This window comes from Streptomyces sp. NPDC127098 (genome assembly GCF_042722465.1).
Classification (GTDB): Bacteria; Actinomycetota; Actinomycetes; order Streptomycetales; family Streptomycetaceae; genus Streptomyces; species Streptomyces millisiae.
This window is the reverse complement of the sequence record NZ_JBHXFJ010000027.1, coordinates 1-13,611: the sequence shown is the minus strand read 5'-3', so window position 1 is coordinate 13,611 and position 13,611 is coordinate 1. Positions and strand designations below refer to the sequence as shown.

The 13,611-nt window shown below is 71.6% G+C and carries 13 protein-coding genes; 10 read left to right on the top strand and 3 right to left on the bottom strand.

All coding sequences use genetic code 11. The features are described 5' to 3' along the window. Positions 1 to 21: 21 nt before the first annotated feature. Together ACFWI8_RS18575 and ACFWI8_RS18570 are read left to right on the top strand one after the other, a co-directional pair. On the top strand, positions 22 to 786 hold the full coding sequence (locus ACFWI8_RS18575; protein ID WP_387092429.1) for an HAD family hydrolase: 765 nt from the start codon (positions 22 to 24) through the stop codon (positions 784 to 786). Positions 787 to 865: 79 nt separating this feature from the next. Then, the gene (locus tag ACFWI8_RS18570; RefSeq protein WP_387092427.1) at positions 866 to 2,458 is read left to right on the top strand and encodes an ABC transporter substrate-binding protein; all 1,593 of its coding nucleotides are present in this window, start codon (positions 866 to 868) and stop codon (positions 2,456 to 2,458) included. 6 nt (positions 2,459 to 2,464) lie between these two features. Here the strand turns inward: ACFWI8_RS18570 and ACFWI8_RS18565 are convergent, their stop codons facing one another. Together ACFWI8_RS18565 and ACFWI8_RS18560 are read right to left on the bottom strand one after the other, a co-directional pair. After that, entirely contained in the window at positions 2,465 to 3,133 is a 669-nt protein-coding gene (locus tag ACFWI8_RS18565; RefSeq protein ID WP_387092424.1) for a response regulator, read from the bottom strand. A 79-nt stretch (positions 3,134 to 3,212) separates the two neighbouring features. Beyond that, a complete protein-coding gene (locus ACFWI8_RS18560) occupies positions 3,213 to 4,112 on the bottom strand; it encodes a PD-(D/E)XK nuclease family protein (RefSeq protein ID WP_311603472.1) in 900 nt (299 codons plus the stop codon). A gap of 127 nt (positions 4,113 to 4,239) precedes the next feature. On the opposite strand from ACFWI8_RS18560, the gene ACFWI8_RS18555 reads away from it, so the two are divergent. The 3 genes from ACFWI8_RS18555 (at position 4,240) to ACFWI8_RS18545 (ending at position 7,305) form a co-directional block, all read left to right on the top strand. Continuing rightward, the gene (locus ACFWI8_RS18555) at positions 4,240 to 5,496 is read left to right on the top strand and encodes a site-2 protease family protein (protein ID WP_387092421.1); all 1,257 of its coding nucleotides are present in this window, start codon (positions 4,240 to 4,242) and stop codon (positions 5,494 to 5,496) included. A 128-nt stretch (positions 5,497 to 5,624) separates the two neighbouring features. Further along, positions 5,625 to 6,557, top strand: coding sequence for a tRNA (adenine-N1)-methyltransferase (locus ACFWI8_RS18550; RefSeq protein WP_387092419.1), 933 nt, complete (start codon positions 5,625 to 5,627; stop codon positions 6,555 to 6,557). Between the two features lie 127 nt (positions 6,558 to 6,684). After that, positions 6,685 to 7,305 (top strand): hypothetical protein, encoded by a 621-nt coding sequence (locus tag ACFWI8_RS18545; protein WP_387092416.1) that lies wholly within the window; start codon positions 6,685 to 6,687, stop codon positions 7,303 to 7,305. Here ACFWI8_RS18545 and ACFWI8_RS18540 read toward each other — a convergent pair. Next, positions 7,302 to 7,625, bottom strand: a complete 324-nt coding sequence (locus ACFWI8_RS18540) for a ferredoxin (protein WP_311603480.1) — start codon at positions 7,623 to 7,625, stop codon at positions 7,302 to 7,304. The genes ACFWI8_RS18545 and ACFWI8_RS18540 overlap by 4 nt on opposite strands. Before the next feature lie 249 nt (positions 7,626 to 7,874). Here ACFWI8_RS18540 and arc point away from each other — a divergent pair, with 249 nt between their 5' ends. From arc to prcA, 5 genes are all read left to right on the top strand, one after another. Further along, positions 7,875 to 9,659, top strand: coding sequence for a proteasome ATPase (arc, locus tag ACFWI8_RS18535; protein WP_387092412.1), 1,785 nt, complete (start codon positions 7,875 to 7,877; stop codon positions 9,657 to 9,659). A 205-nt stretch (positions 9,660 to 9,864) separates the two neighbouring features. Further along, the gene (dop, locus tag ACFWI8_RS18530) at positions 9,865 to 11,376 is read left to right on the top strand and encodes a depupylase/deamidase Dop (protein WP_387092409.1); all 1,512 of its coding nucleotides are present in this window, start codon (positions 9,865 to 9,867) and stop codon (positions 11,374 to 11,376) included. Between the two features lie 134 nt (positions 11,377 to 11,510). After that, positions 11,511 to 11,729: a ubiquitin-like protein Pup gene (locus tag ACFWI8_RS18525; RefSeq protein ID WP_132930409.1), complete on the top strand. Its 219-nt coding sequence runs from the start codon at positions 11,511 to 11,513 to the stop codon at positions 11,727 to 11,729. A 143-nt stretch (positions 11,730 to 11,872) separates the two neighbouring features. Continuing rightward, on the top strand, positions 11,873 to 12,718 hold the full coding sequence (prcB, locus tag ACFWI8_RS18520) for a proteasome subunit beta (protein ID WP_311603487.1): 846 nt from the start codon (positions 11,873 to 11,875) through the stop codon (positions 12,716 to 12,718). Positions 12,719 to 12,805: 87 nt separating this feature from the next. Then, the gene (gene prcA, locus ACFWI8_RS18515) at positions 12,806 to 13,561 is read left to right on the top strand and encodes a proteasome subunit alpha (protein WP_387092404.1); all 756 of its coding nucleotides are present in this window, start codon (positions 12,806 to 12,808) and stop codon (positions 13,559 to 13,561) included. Positions 13,562 to 13,611: the final 50 nt, after the last annotated feature.

The window sequence follows — 13,611 nt, the reverse complement described above, 5'->3', positions numbered from 1 at the left end:
TGCCCCCGTGGAGGTGTGCGGATGACGTCTTCCTACCAGGTCGTCGACGCCCGGCTGTCCCTCGGCCCGACCCCGCAGGCCGTCCTGCTCGACATGGACGGCACCCTGGTCGACACCGAGGGCTTCTGGTGGGACGCCGAGGTCGAGGTGTTCGCCGACCTCGGGCACGTCCTGGCCGACGAACACCGCCAGGTCGTGGTCGGCGGCCCCATGACCCGCAGCGCCGGCTACCTGATCGAGGTCACCGGCGCCGACATCACCCTGGACGAGGTCCGCGACCTGCTCAACGCGGCGTTCCTGCGCCGCCTCGACCGGGGCGTGCCGCTGATGCCGGGCGCCCGCCGGCTGCTGCTCGAACTGTCCGCGCACCGCGTCCCCACCGCGCTGGTCTCGGCCTCGCACCGCACCGTCATCGACCGGATGCTGCGTTCGCTCGGCGCCGAGCACTTCACCCTCACGGTCGCCGGCGACGAGCTGTCCCGCACCAAGCCGCACCCCGACCCCTACCTGACCGCCGCCGCCCGGCTCGGCGCCGACCCCACCAGGTGCGTCGCCATCGAGGACACCGTCACCGGCGTGGCCTCCGCCGAGGCCGCCGGCTGCCGGGTGGTCGCGGTGCCCTCCGTGGCCCCGATCCCGCCCGCCGCGGGGCGTACCGTGATCGCCTCCCTCGAACAGGTCGACCTGGCCTTCCTGCGCGGCCTCCCCGCCCCCGTCGCGGCCACCCCGCTCGGCCCGGCCGGCGCGATCGACCTCGGGCCCGAGCCGTCCCCGGTCGGCCCGTGAGCTTCCTCACCACCGGCCATCCGCCCCGGCCCTGACGTTAGGGTCGATCCGTGAGCAGAGCAGGACGAGGACGGCACCGGTGAGAAAGCACGTTTCCCGGCCGGCACTCCCGCTGGTCGCGGTCGCCGCCGCCGGCCTGCTCGGCGGCTGCCTGGCGGGCGGCGAGGACGGCCCCGGCAGCGGCGAACCGATCGTGGTCGGCATGACCGACGCCGTGCCGGCCACCGACCCCGCCGCCGGTTACGACCCGGGTTCCTGGTTGGTCTTCAACAACGTCTTCCAGTCGCTGCTCAGCTTCCCGCCGGGCGGCGTCGAGCCCCAGCCCGAGGCCGCCGAGCAGTGCGGCTTCACCGACCGGGCCAGCCGCCGCTTCACCTGCACCCTCCGCGACGACCTCACCTTCAGCAACGGCGACGAGCTCACCTCCGAGGACGTCAGGTTCTCCTTCGAGCGCACGCTGCGCATCGACGACCCGAGCGGCCCCGCCGTGCTGCTCGGCTCCATAGACCGCATCGACACCCCCGACGAGCACACGGTCACCTTCCACCTCAACCGGCCGGACGCGACCTTCCCGCAGAAGATCGCCTCCGGAGCCGGCTCCATCGTCAACCACCGCGAGTACCCGGCCGACGACCTGCGCACCGACGGCCGGGCGAGCGGTTCCGGCGCCTACACCCTGGAGAGCGTCGACGCGGCCGAGGCCGTGTTCGCCGTCAACCCCGACTACCGCGGTCCGGCCCAGCACAGGAACTCCGGGGTGACCCTGCGCTTCTTCGACGGCGACCAGCGCGCCCTGCGCGAGGCCGTCACCGACGGCGGCGTCGACGTCGCCTACCGCGGGCTGAGCGCCACCGACACCGCCGAGCTCGACGCGGCGGCCCGCTCCGGCCGCGGCGAGGGGGTCAAGGTCGTCGACGGCTCGAGCGCCGAGGCCCAGTACCTCGTCTTCAACGTCGACGACCCGGTCGCCGGCCGCCCCGGGGTCCGCCAGGCCGTCGCCTGGCTGCTCGACCGCACCGCCCTGGCCAGGGACGTCTACCAGCGCACCGTCGAACCGCTCTACTCGGTCGTCCCCGCCGGGATCACCGGCCACAACACCGCGTTCTACGACACCTACGGCGACGAGCCCGACCGCGCGCGGGCCGAGGCCGCGCTGCGGGCCGAGGACATCACCGGGCCCGTCGAGCTCACCCTGTGGGTCACCCCGGCGCGGTTCGGCCCCGACACCGAGGCCGCCTTCGAACACATCGCCGCCCAGCTCGACGCCAGCGGGCTGTTCGACACCACCGTCCGCAGCGTCGACGCCGACGAGTTCGCCCGCGGCGTGACCGATGGCGACTACGGCGCCTACGTGCGCGGCTGGGTGCCCGACTACCCGGACCCCGACAACTTCACCGAGCCCTTCTTCGGCCCCGACGGTGTGCTGGGCGGCGGCTACCGCAGCGACCGGATCACAGGCGAGTTGATCCCACGCACCGAGCGCCAGCCGGACCGCGCCGAGACGGTCGACGACTTCGGCGAGATCCAGGACATCGTCGCCGAGGACCTGCCCCTGATCCCGATCTGGCAGGGCAGGCAGTACGCCGTCGCCGGCGAGGACGTCAGCGGGCTCCAGTGGTCCCTCGACGCCTCCACCGTCTTCCGCTTCTGGGAGATCGGCAGGACTTCCTGACGGCCGCTAGACGCCGGGGCGCACCAGGCCGCTCTCGTAGGCGTAGACCGCCGCCTGCACCCGGTCGCGCAGCCCCAGCTTGGTCAGCACGTGCCCCACGTGGGTCTTGACCGTCGTCTCGCTGACGAACAGGTCGGCCGCGATCTCCGCGTTGGAGAGACCACGCGCCACCAGCTTCAGCACCTCGACCTCGCGCTCGGTCAGCGTGCTCAGCGCGTCCGGGACCGGTGACTCGCCCGAGGGCAGCTTCTCCGCGTACATGTCGAGCAGCCGCCGCGTCACGCTGGGCGCGAGCATCGCCTCGCCGGCCGCCACCACCCGGATCGCCTGGACCAGCTCGGCCGCAGGCGCGTCCTTCAGCAGGAAGCCGCTGGCGCCGGCCCGCAGCGCCTCCACCACGTACTCGTCCAGGTCGAAGGTGGTCAGCACCAGTACCTTGACCGGCCCGTCCTTCGCGGGCCCGGTGATCTGCCGCGTCGCCTCCACGCCGTCCATCCGCGGCATCCTGATGTCCATCAGCACCACGTCCGGCTGCAACGCCCGCACCTGCTCCAGGGCCTGCACCCCGTCGCCGGCCTCCCCGACCACGGCCACGTCGTGCTCCGCCTCCAGGATCATCCGGAAACCGGTGCGCAGCAGCGGCTGGTCGTCCACCAGCAGAACGCGGATCGGCATGGGCCACCCATCGTCGGCGGGAACCGGCCGGCGCCCCACGACGCGGCCGGCGGCGCGACGCGCCGGGCACCATTCTCACTCACGGCAGCGACTCGGCCGCCCCCGGCCGGGTCTGCTCGGGAAGCTCCACCGGCAGCGCCGGCTGGATCATCAGCGGATAGGGCGGGGGAGTGCCGCCGAACTCCGGGCAGCGCGCCTTGTGGTCGCACCAGTCGCAGAGCCGCGTGGGGTTCGGCCGCCAGTCCCCCGACTCGGTGGCCCGCCGGATCGCCTCCCACAGCGCCATCAACTTGCGCTCCACGCTCCGCAGGTCCGACTCGTCGGGGTCGTACGTGAGGACCTCGCCGCTGCCCAGGTAGACCAGCTGGAGCCGGCGCGGCACGGTGCCGCGCAGCCGCCACAGCACCAGCGCGTAGAACTTCATCTGGAACAGCGCCTCGTTCTCGAACCGCGGACCGGGCGCCTTGCCCGTCTTGTAGTCCACGATCCGCACCTCGCCGGTGGGCGCCACGTCCACCCGGTCGATCACCCCGCGCAGCCTGAGCCCCGACTCCAGGCGGGTCTCCACGAACAACTCGCGCTCGGCCGGCTCCAGACGCCCCGGATCCTCGAGCGAGAACCAGCGCTCGACCAGGGCCTCGGCCTCCGCCAGCCAGCCGGCCAGACGCGCCTCGTCCACCCCGGCCCCGTCGGCGTCCTCGGCGCGGAACAGGCCGGCCAGCTCGGGCCGCTTGGCCAACAGCCGCTCCCACTCGCGCACCACCATCGCCCGCGCCCTGGGCGCCACCCGCTGCCCGGGCGGCATGTCGAAGACCCGCTCCAGCACGGCGTGCACCACCGTGCCCCGCGTCGCGGCGGCACTGGGCGCCTCCGGCAGTTTGTCGATCACCCGGAAGCGGTACAGCAGGGGACACTGCATGAAATCCGCGGCTCTCGACGGGGACAGTGAGTTGGGAGGCGTGGCGGTGGACCCAGTCATGGAGCGAACCCTACGGCGCGTCACTGACACGCGGGCGGCATACCATCGACGGCAGAGCCCGCGCGCAGGCACGATCGACGTCGCGGCGGCCTTCGCGCGCGAGGACACAAGGCAACGAGGGGAACTGGTGGGAGACTCGGAGACGGACCGGACACCGCGGGCCGAGGGCCGGCAGGCCGACGCCCGGGAGCCGCGGCGCCAGGAGGGCGCCGGCGGCGGGTTCCTGATGGGGAGGGTCTATGGCGTTCCGGTCTACGTGGCCCCCAGCTGGTTCCTGGTCGCTGCGCTCATCACCTGGTTCTTCGGCAACCAGCTCGACCGCGTGCTGCCGGAACTCGGCGGCGGCCGCTACCTGGTCTCGCTCTTCTTCGCGGTGGCCTTCTACGCCTCGGTGCTCGTCCACGAGCTCGCCCACACCGTGGCCGCGATCCGCTTCGACCTGCCGGTCCGCAGGATCCAGCTCCAGTTCTTCGGCGGAGTCTCCGAGATCGAGAAGGAGTCCCAGACCCCGGGGCGCGAGTTCGTGCTCGCCGGCGTCGGCCCGCTGCTCTCGCTGGTGCTCGCCGGCGTCTTCTACCTCGGCATGCTGCTGGTCGACTCCGACACCGTGCCCGGGGTGCTGCTCGCCGGCCTGATGATCTCCAACCTGATCGTCGCCGTCTTCAACCTGCTGCCCGGGCTCCCGCTGGACGGCGGCCGGATGCTGCGCGCCGTCGTGTGGAAGGTCTCGGGCAGCCCGATGACCGGCACCGTCGCCGCCGCCTGGACCGGCCGGGTGCTCGCCGTCGCCGTGCTAATCGGCTTTCCGCTCGCCACCCACCTGGGCTCGCCCGAGCGTGAGTCGTTCACCGGTCTTGAGACGCTGACCGACGCGCTGCTCGCCGCGATCCTGGCCGCGATCATCTGGACCGGCGCCGGCAACAGCCTCCGCATGGCCAGGCTCCGTGAGCGGCTGCCCGGGCTCAACGCCCGCGCCCTCACCCGCCGGGCCGTGCCGGTCACGGGCGAGATGCCGCTCTCCGAGGCGCTGCGCCGGGCCAACGACGCGGGCGCCCGCGCCCTCGTGGTGGTCGACGGCCAGGGTGCCCCGGTCTCCGTGGTCCGCGAGGCCGGCATCGCCGGCGTCCCCCAGCACCGCCGCCCCTGGGTCCCGGTCAGCACACTCGCCCAGGACCTCACCGAGGGGATGCGGGTGCCGGCCGGGCTCACCGGCGAGGGCCTGCTCGACCACCTGCGGGCCACCCCCGCCACCGAGTACCTGGTGGTCGAGGAGACCGGCGAGATCTACGGCGTGCTCTCCACCAGCGATGTCGAGCGCGCCTTCATCGACGCCATGGCCCGGCCCGCCGCGTTCCCCTCCCGCCCGCCGGCCGCCGGCTCCTGAGCCGGTCGGGCGCCGCCCTCCGGCCGGCGGCGGCCCAGGCGCCCCCGGGCGTGACCAGCCATGACGGCGCCGCGGCCTGAAGGGGGGCGCGTTGCGGCTCTTCCAACGGAGCGCCTAAGGTTGCCCGCATGTCCGAACCGACCGGTGCGGCCCGCCGACGCGGGCCCTTCAAGGTCGGGGACCAGGTCCAGCTGACCGATCCCAAGGGACGCCACTACACCTTCACGCTCGAAGCGGGGAAGAGCTTCCACACCCACAAGGGAGCCTTTCCCCACGACGAGCTGATCGGTGCCCCCGAGGGCACGGTCGTGCGCACCACTGGGAACGTCGACTATCTCGCGCTGCGCCCCCTGCTCCCCGACTACGTCCTGTCCATGCCACGCGGCGCCGCCGTGGTCTACCCGAAGGACGCGGGCCAGATCCTGGCCATGGCCGACATCTTCCCCGGTGCCCGGGTCGTCGAGGCCGGCGTCGGCTCGGGCTCGCTGAGCACCTTCCTGCTGCGCGCCATCGGCGACCAGGGCATGCTCCACTCCTACGAGCGCCGCGAGGACTTCGCGCGGATCGCCCAGGAGAACGTCGCCCGGTACTTCGGCGGCCCGCACCCCGCCTGGCGGGTCACGGTCGGCGACCTCCAGGACAACCTCTCCGACACCGACGTGGACCGCGTCATCCTCGACATGCTCGCCCCCTGGGAGTGCCTGGACCCGGTCGCCAAGGCGCTGGTCCCCGGCGGGATCCTGTGCGCCTACGTGGCCACCACCACGCAGCTGGCCCGCACCGTCGAGACCATCCGCGAGCACGGCGCGTTCAACGAGCCCACGGCCTGGGAGACCATGGTCCGCACCTGGCACGTCGAGGGCCTGGCCGTCCGTCCGGACCACCGGATGATCGGCCACACCGGCTTCCTGCTCACCGCCCGCCGGCTCGCCGACGGCGTGGTCCCGCCCCGGCGCAGGCGCCGCCCGGCGCCCGGCGCGTACGGCGCCGACTACACGGGCCCAGGCGGGCAGAGCGGACAGGGCGGGCAGAACGGCGCGGAGGACGCGGAGGGCGCCTGACGGTCCTTCGGAAACGGCACCCCGCCGTTCACCTGACGGGCTCCCTGTGGCACGATGCCGTGCACCTGCCGGCGGGCAGGGTCCGGCATCGTGTCCACTCCCCTCGCGTCCCCCTGGAGTCCTCCGCGTGCTTCCGGCAGGCAACGACCTCCCGCACACCCGCACCCGCCTGACCCACTGGTTCGTCACCGCGGCCGCGCTCGCCCTGGTGACCGGTGGCGCGGCCCTCATCGAGCCCGCCGGCGCCACCGCGCCGGCCGCGGCGCCCGCGCCCGAGCCCGCCGCCGAGGAGGCGGAGGAGGCCGAGGGAGCGGTCGAGGAACCGGCGGCGCCTGCGCCCGCACCCGACGCGGAGGCCGCCGACTACCCGGTGGACTGCGGTCCGCTCGAGGTCGTCGTCATCGACCGGGCCGAGGTGGACGTGCAGGCCGACGGCCGGCCGGAGACCGTCGCCGTGGTCCGCTGCGACGCCGGCTCCGGATCCCCGCCCAACGGCGTCTACCTGCTCACCGCGCCCGCCGAGACCGGCGCGCCGCCCACCGTGGCCGGCACTCTGGTCGACCCGACCGAGCGGATGACCGTCGAGCGGCTCGAGGTGCGCGGCTCCGACATCGCCGTCCGGCTGCTCGGCTACTCCTCGTCCGACGTCCCGAGCTGCTGTCCCGACCTGCGCCGCGACATCACCTGGACATGGCGCGACGGCCGCCTGGAACCGCACGCCGCGCCCGTCGCCCCCGACAGCGTCTAGCTCCCCTGGTCCTCCGCGTCCGGGCCGAACACCTCGGTCCGGTCCGCCACCCGGCGCACGTGGATGCACTGACCAGGGCAGTCCTTCGCGGACTCGGCCACCTCGCGCAGCAGCGGGAGCGGAACCCGCGCCGTCGCGCCCGGCTCGGTCAGCAGCTCCGCCTCCTGCCCGATGGGCGCCGGCGGCTTCACATAGGCCAGGCCGTCGATGTCGAGCTCGAACACCTCGGGCGCGTACTGGGCGCAGATCCCATCGCCGGTGCAGAGGTCCTGATCGATCCAGACCTCGAGCTCCTCGGTCGCCTCGTCCCGCACGGTCATCTGGCCTACCGTTCCTCGTGTACCCACTACGTGTCGCCTGCGTCAAACTGCGGCAAAGAGAGCCGTCCCTGACGGGTGTTGACCGCTTACGACCATACAGCGGGCCGCTTTCCGGCGTGGCGGGGTGGGTATTCCCCTGGCGTGAGGGAGTGCGCAAGGGTGAAGATCGGACACACCCCGACCGTCTTTTTGATCTAGGGGTTTCGAACTGCACCGGTCCAGGTAGGGTCTGGAAGCGTCCAGCTCCCCTTGGAGGAGGTGAGGACCGTGGTATCCCAGAACGACGACATCAACCGCGGCGACCGGCCCGGTCGAGGGTCCGACGACCCGGCCCGGCGGGTGGCCGATCTAGAGCAGGAGATCACCGTCCTGCGCCGCAAGCTGGCCGACTCTCCGCGCCACACTCGGATTCTCGAGGAGCGGATCGTCGAGCTGCAGACCAACCTGGCGGGTGTCTCCGCGCAGAACGAGCGTCTGGCGAGCACCCTGCGCGAGGCCCGCGACCAGATCGTCGCCCTCAAGGAAGAGGTCGACCGCCTGGCGCAGCCCCCCTCGGGTTTCGGCGTCTTCCTGCGCGGCAACGAGGACGGTACCGCCGACATCTTCACCGGCGGCCGCAAGCTCCGGGTCAACGTCAGCCCCGGCATCGAACTCGACGACCTGCGGCGTGGCCAGGAGGTCATGCTCAACGAGGCGCTCAACATCGTCTCCGCGATGGAGTTCGAGAGCGCCGGGGACATCGTCACCCTCAAGGAGGTCCTCGAGGACGGCGAGCGCGCCCTGGTGGTCGGGCACACCGACGAGGAGCGCGTCGTCCGGCTCGCCGACCCCCTGATGGACGTGACGCTGCGGGCCGGCGACGCCCTGCTGCTCGAACCGCGCTCCGGCTACGTCTACGAGGTCGTGCCCAAGAGCGAGGTCGAGGAGCTGATCCTCGAAGAGGTCCCCGACATCGACTACACGCAGATCGGCGGCCTCGGCGGGCAGATCGAGCTCATCCGCGACGCGGTCGAGCTGCCCTACCTCTACCCCGACCTGTTCCGCGAGCACGAGCTGCGCCCGCCCAAGGGCGTCCTGCTCTACGGCCCGCCCGGATGCGGCAAGACGCTGATCGCCAAGGCGGTGGCGAACTCGCTGGCCAAGAAGGTGGCCGAGGTCACCGGCAAGCCCGCGGGGAAGAGCTTCTTCCTCAACATCAAGGGCCCCGAGCTGCTCAACAAGTACGTCGGCGAGACCGAGCGGCACATCAGGCTGGTCTTCCAGCGGGCCCGGGAGAAGGCGAGTGAGGGTACGCCCGTCATCGTCTTCTTCGACGAGATGGACTCCCTCTTCCGCACCCGCGGCTCGGGTGTCAGCTCGGACGTCGAGAACACGATCGTTCCCCAGCTGCTCTCGGAGATCGACGGCGTGGAGGGCCTGGAGAACGTCATCGTCATCGGCGCCTCCAACCGGGAGGACATGATCGACCCGGCGATCCTGCGCCCAGGCCGGCTCGACGTGAAGATCAAGATCGAACGCCCGGACGCCGAGGCCGCCAAGGACATCTTCTCCAAGTACCTCGCGCCGCGTCTGCCGCTGCACGCCGACGACCTCGGCGAGCACAACGGGAACGCGGACGCCACGGTCGCCGGAATGATCCAGACCGTGGTCGAGCAGATGTACGCCGAAACGGAGGAGAACCGCTTCCTCGAGGTGACCTACGCCAACGGCGACAAGGAAGTCCTCTACTTCAAGGACTTCAACTCCGGCGCCATGATCGAGAACATCGTGGACCGGGCCAAGAAAATGGCCATCAAGGATTTCCTCGACCACAACCAGAAGGGTCTGCGCGTCTCCCATCTTCTCGCCGCCTGCGTGGACGAGTTCAAGGAGAACGAGGACCTGCCGAACACCACCAACCCGGACGACTGGGCTCGCATCTCCGGAAAGAAGGGCGAGCGGATCGTCTTCATCCGCACCCTGGTCACCGGAAAGCAGGGCGGCGACACCGGTCGCTCCATCGACACGGTGGCGAACACGGGTCAGTACCTGTAGGACGCGTCCGACGCGTCGGCGTCCGGCTGCGGGGCACGCCACGGCGGCCCCGCAGCCGGGCGTTTTCCCCTCGGGGGCGCCCGCCGGGCGCCCGCCACGTCAGTCCAAGGAAACCCGCAGTGACCTCCTCACCGCAGCCCGTGTCGCCTAGGCTCGTAGGCAGCGACGGGTCGGTGCAGGACCGCCACCGGGCAAGGAGGGCCGCATGACTGTACGGCGAGTGATGGGCATCGAGACCGAGTACGGCGTGTCCGTCCCCGGCCACCCGAACGCCAACGCCATGCTCACCTCCTCCCAGGTCGTCAACGCCTACGCGGCCGCGATGCACCGCGCCAGGCGCGCTCGTTGGGACTTCGAGGAGGAGAACCCGCTGCGCGACGCCAGGGGCTTCGACCTGGCCAGGGAGAACGCGGACGCGAGCCAGCTCACCGACGAGGACATCGGCCTGGCCAACGTCATCCTCACCAACGGCGCCCGCCTCTACGTCGACCACGCCCACCCGGAGTACAGCTCACCCGAGACGACCAACCCGCTGGACGCGGTGCTGTGGGACAAGGCCGGCGAGCGGGTCATGGCCGAGGCAGCCCGCCGCGCAGCCGAGGTGCCCGGCGCCCAGCCGATCATGCTCTACAAGAACAACACCGACAACAAGGGCGCCTCCTACGGCACCCACGAGAACTACCTGATGAAGCGGGAGACGCCGTTCTCGGAGATCGTGCGCCACCTGACGCCGTTCTTCGTCTCCCGCCAGGTCGTCTGCGGCGCCGGCCGGGTCGGCATCGGCCAGGACGGCAGCGAGCACGGCTTCCAGCTGAGCCAGCGTGCCGACTACTTCGAGGTCGAGGTCGGTCTCGAGACCACGCTGAAGCGCCCCATCATCAACACCAGGGACGAGCCGCACGCGGACGCCGAGCGCTACCGCAGGCTGCACGTGATCATCGGGGACGCCAACCTGTCCGAGATCTCCACCTACCTCAAGCTGGGCACCACGGCGCTGGTGCTCTCCATGATCGAGGACGGCTTCATCGCGGTCGACCTGGCCGTCGACCAGCCCGTGCGCACCCTGCACCGGGTCAGTCACGACCCGTCGCTGAAGCAGCTGGTCACCCTGCGCAACGGCCGGACGCTCACCGCGGTCCAGCTCCAGATGCAGTACTACGAGCTGGCCAGGAAGTACGTCGAGGAGCGGTGGGGCGTCGACGCCGACCCGCAGACGGCTGACGTGCTCGCCCGCTGGGAGGACGTCCTCACCCGGCTCGAGAGCGATCCGATGAGCCTGGCGGGGCAGCTTGACTGGGTGGCCAAGCGGGAGCTCATGGAGGGCTACCGGCGGCGCGACGGCCTCGGCTGGGACGCCGCGAGGCTCCACCTCGTGGACCTCCAGTACGCCGACGTCAGGCCCGACAAGGGCCTGTACAACCGGCTGGCGGCCCGGGGGCGGATGACCAGGCTGCTGGCCGACGAGGACGTCCTGCGGGCCCAGGTCGCCCCGCCCGAGGACACCAGGGCCTATTTCAGGGGGCGCTGCCTCGAGCAGTACGCGGACGACGTCGCCGCCGCCTCCTGGGACTCGGTGATCTTCGACCTCCCCGGTCGGGACTCGCTCCAGCGGGTACCCACCATGGACCCGCTGCGGGGCACGAAGGAGCACGTCAAGGACCTGCTCGACCGCAGCGCCACCGCCGAGGACCTGGTCAGGTCGCTCTCCGGAGGCTGATTCCCCGTTGATCAGGGAATCATGGAGATGGCCCCCCTGGGCGATGTGGCGATCGGGGAGCCGATGTCGGTCCCGGCTAGTAGGGTCTGATCTTGATACGTCTGATACGTCGAGTCTGAGCAGGGGTGAGGGAGATGGCGACCAAGGACACCGGCGGCGGCCAGCAGAAGTCGTCGCGCACCAGCGAGGAGACCGAGGAGCAGGCACCGGAGGCAGAGGTCTCCGAGGAGCTCAAGGAGCGGCAGGAGGCGCTGACGGACGACGTCGACTCCGTCCTGGACGAGATCGACGAGGTGCTGGAGTCCAACGCGGAGGACTTCGTGCGCAGCTTCGTCCAGAAGGGCGGCCAGTAGGCCGCCGCCACCGCGCCGCGAAGCCCTCGTGGCCCATGTGGATCATGAGTGTTTGACGGGTAGGGTCCGTGGCGTACCGCGCCGCTGCCCCGGCCGCTCCGCCGACCGGGGCAGCGGACCGTTCACGACCTGGAAGGAATCCTGTGGCAGCCAACTCCCATGACCAGGGGCGACTCCCGGCGGCCTTCCTGCGGCCGGGGTCCTCCTCTTTCCTGGACTTCCTCTCCGACCACGCGCCCGAGCGGCTGCCCGGCAACCGCGTGCTGCCGCCCGTGGAGGGCGCGTTGGAGACGGTGCACGGCACCACCATCGTGTCCGCCGTCTTCGCGGGCGGCGTGGTGCTCGCCGGCGACCGGCGGGCCACCATGGGCAACATGATCGCCCAGCGGGACGTCCAGAAGGTCTTCCCGGCCGACGAGTACTCGGCGGTCGGCATCGCCGGCACCGCCGGGCTCGCCGTCGAGCTGGTCAAGCTGTTCCAGCTGGAGCTCGAACACTTCGAGAAGGTCGAGGGCCACGTGCTGTCGCTCGAGGGCAAGGCCAACCGGCTGTCCACGATGATCCGCGGCAACCTGGGCATGGCCATGCAGGGCCTGGCCGTGGTCCCGCTGTTCGCCGGCTACGACCTGGAGCGAGGCAGGGGCCGCATCTTCTCCTACGACGTGACCGGCGGCCGTACCGAGGAGCTGGGCTTCGCCGCCGTCGGCTCGGGATCGATCTTCGCGCGCGGCTCGCTCAAGAAGCTGCACCGCGACGACCTCTCCGAGGAGCAGACGGTCACGGCCGTCGTGCAGGCGCTCTACGACGCCGCCGACGACGACTCCGCCACCGGCGGACCCGATCTGACCCGGCGGATCTTCCCCATCGTCGCGGTGATCACCGAGGATGGGTTCCGCAGGCTCTCCGAGGCGGAGATCTCGGAGGTCGCCGGGACCGTGCTCGAGGGGCGCCTGCAGCTGCCCAACGGGCCCCAGGCACCGGTGCTCTAACCGCCCGGCGCGCCGGACCACGTCCGGGGGCGCCGGGCAGACTGCCGTGAAGACCTACGACGACGGACTTTGAAGGGACGAACGCCGGTGTCGACGCCGTTCTATGTCTCACCCCAGCAGGCCATGGCGGACCGTGCCGAGTACGCCCGCAAGGGCATCGCGCGCGGGCGCAGCCTGGTCGTGCTGCAGTACGCCGACGGCATCGTGTTCGTCGCCGAGAACCCCTCGCGCGCGCTGCACAAGGTGAGCGAGATCTACGACCGGATCGCCTTCGCGGCGACCGGCAAGTACAACGAGTACGAGAGCCTCCGCATCGGCGGCACCCGCTACGCCGACCTGCGCGGTTACACCTACGACCGGGCGGACGTCACGGCCCGCGGGCTCGCCAACCTCTACGCCCAGACCCTGGGCAACATCTTCTCCAGCGCGGCCGAGAAGCCCTACGAGGTCGAGCTGTTGGTCGCCGAGGTCGGCGAGACCCCGGCGGACGACGAGATCTACCGGCTGCCGCACGACGGCTCGATCATCGACGAGCACGGCTCGGTCGCGGTCGGCGGCAACGCGGACCAGATCAGCAGCTACCTGAGCCAGCGTCACCAGGACGGGATGAGCCTGGGCGAGGCGCTGCGCCTCGCCGTGGAGGCCCTGTCCCGGGAGAGCAACGGCTCCGAGCGGGCGCTGACCTCGGACCAGCTGGAGGTGGCGGTCCTGGACCGCACCAGGCCGCAGCAGCGGAAGTTCAAGCGGGTGCTGGGAGCGCAGCTCGCGCGCCTGCTCGAGGAGTCGGCTCCGGCCGAGGGCGGCGAGGAGGCCGAGGGCGCGGCCGAGGGCGGCGAGGAGTAGCCCCCCGCCCGCGTGGTTCTACGGCCCCGCCGCCGGCGGGGCCGTAGAAC

Coding starts and splice junctions, on each gene's coding strand:
- ACFWI8_RS18575 (WP_387092429.1), top strand. CDS start 22: ATGACGTCTTCCTACCAGGTCGTCGACGCCCGGCTGTCCCTCGGCCCG.
- ACFWI8_RS18565 (WP_387092424.1), bottom strand. CDS start 3,133: ATGCCGATCCGCGTTCTGCTGGTGGACGACCAGCCGCTGCTGCGCACC.
- ACFWI8_RS18560 (WP_311603472.1), bottom strand. CDS start 4,112: ATGACTGGGTCCACCGCCACGCCTCCCAACTCACTGTCCCCGTCGAGA.
- ACFWI8_RS18550 (WP_387092419.1), top strand. CDS start 5,625: ATGTCCGAACCGACCGGTGCGGCCCGCCGACGCGGGCCCTTCAAGGTC.
- ACFWI8_RS18540 (WP_311603480.1), bottom strand. CDS start 7,625: ATGACCGTGCGGGACGAGGCGACCGAGGAGCTCGAGGTCTGGATCGAT.
- dop (WP_387092409.1), top strand. CDS start 9,865: ATGACTGTACGGCGAGTGATGGGCATCGAGACCGAGTACGGCGTGTCC.
- ACFWI8_RS18525 (WP_132930409.1), top strand. CDS start 11,511: ATGGCGACCAAGGACACCGGCGGCGGCCAGCAGAAGTCGTCGCGCACC.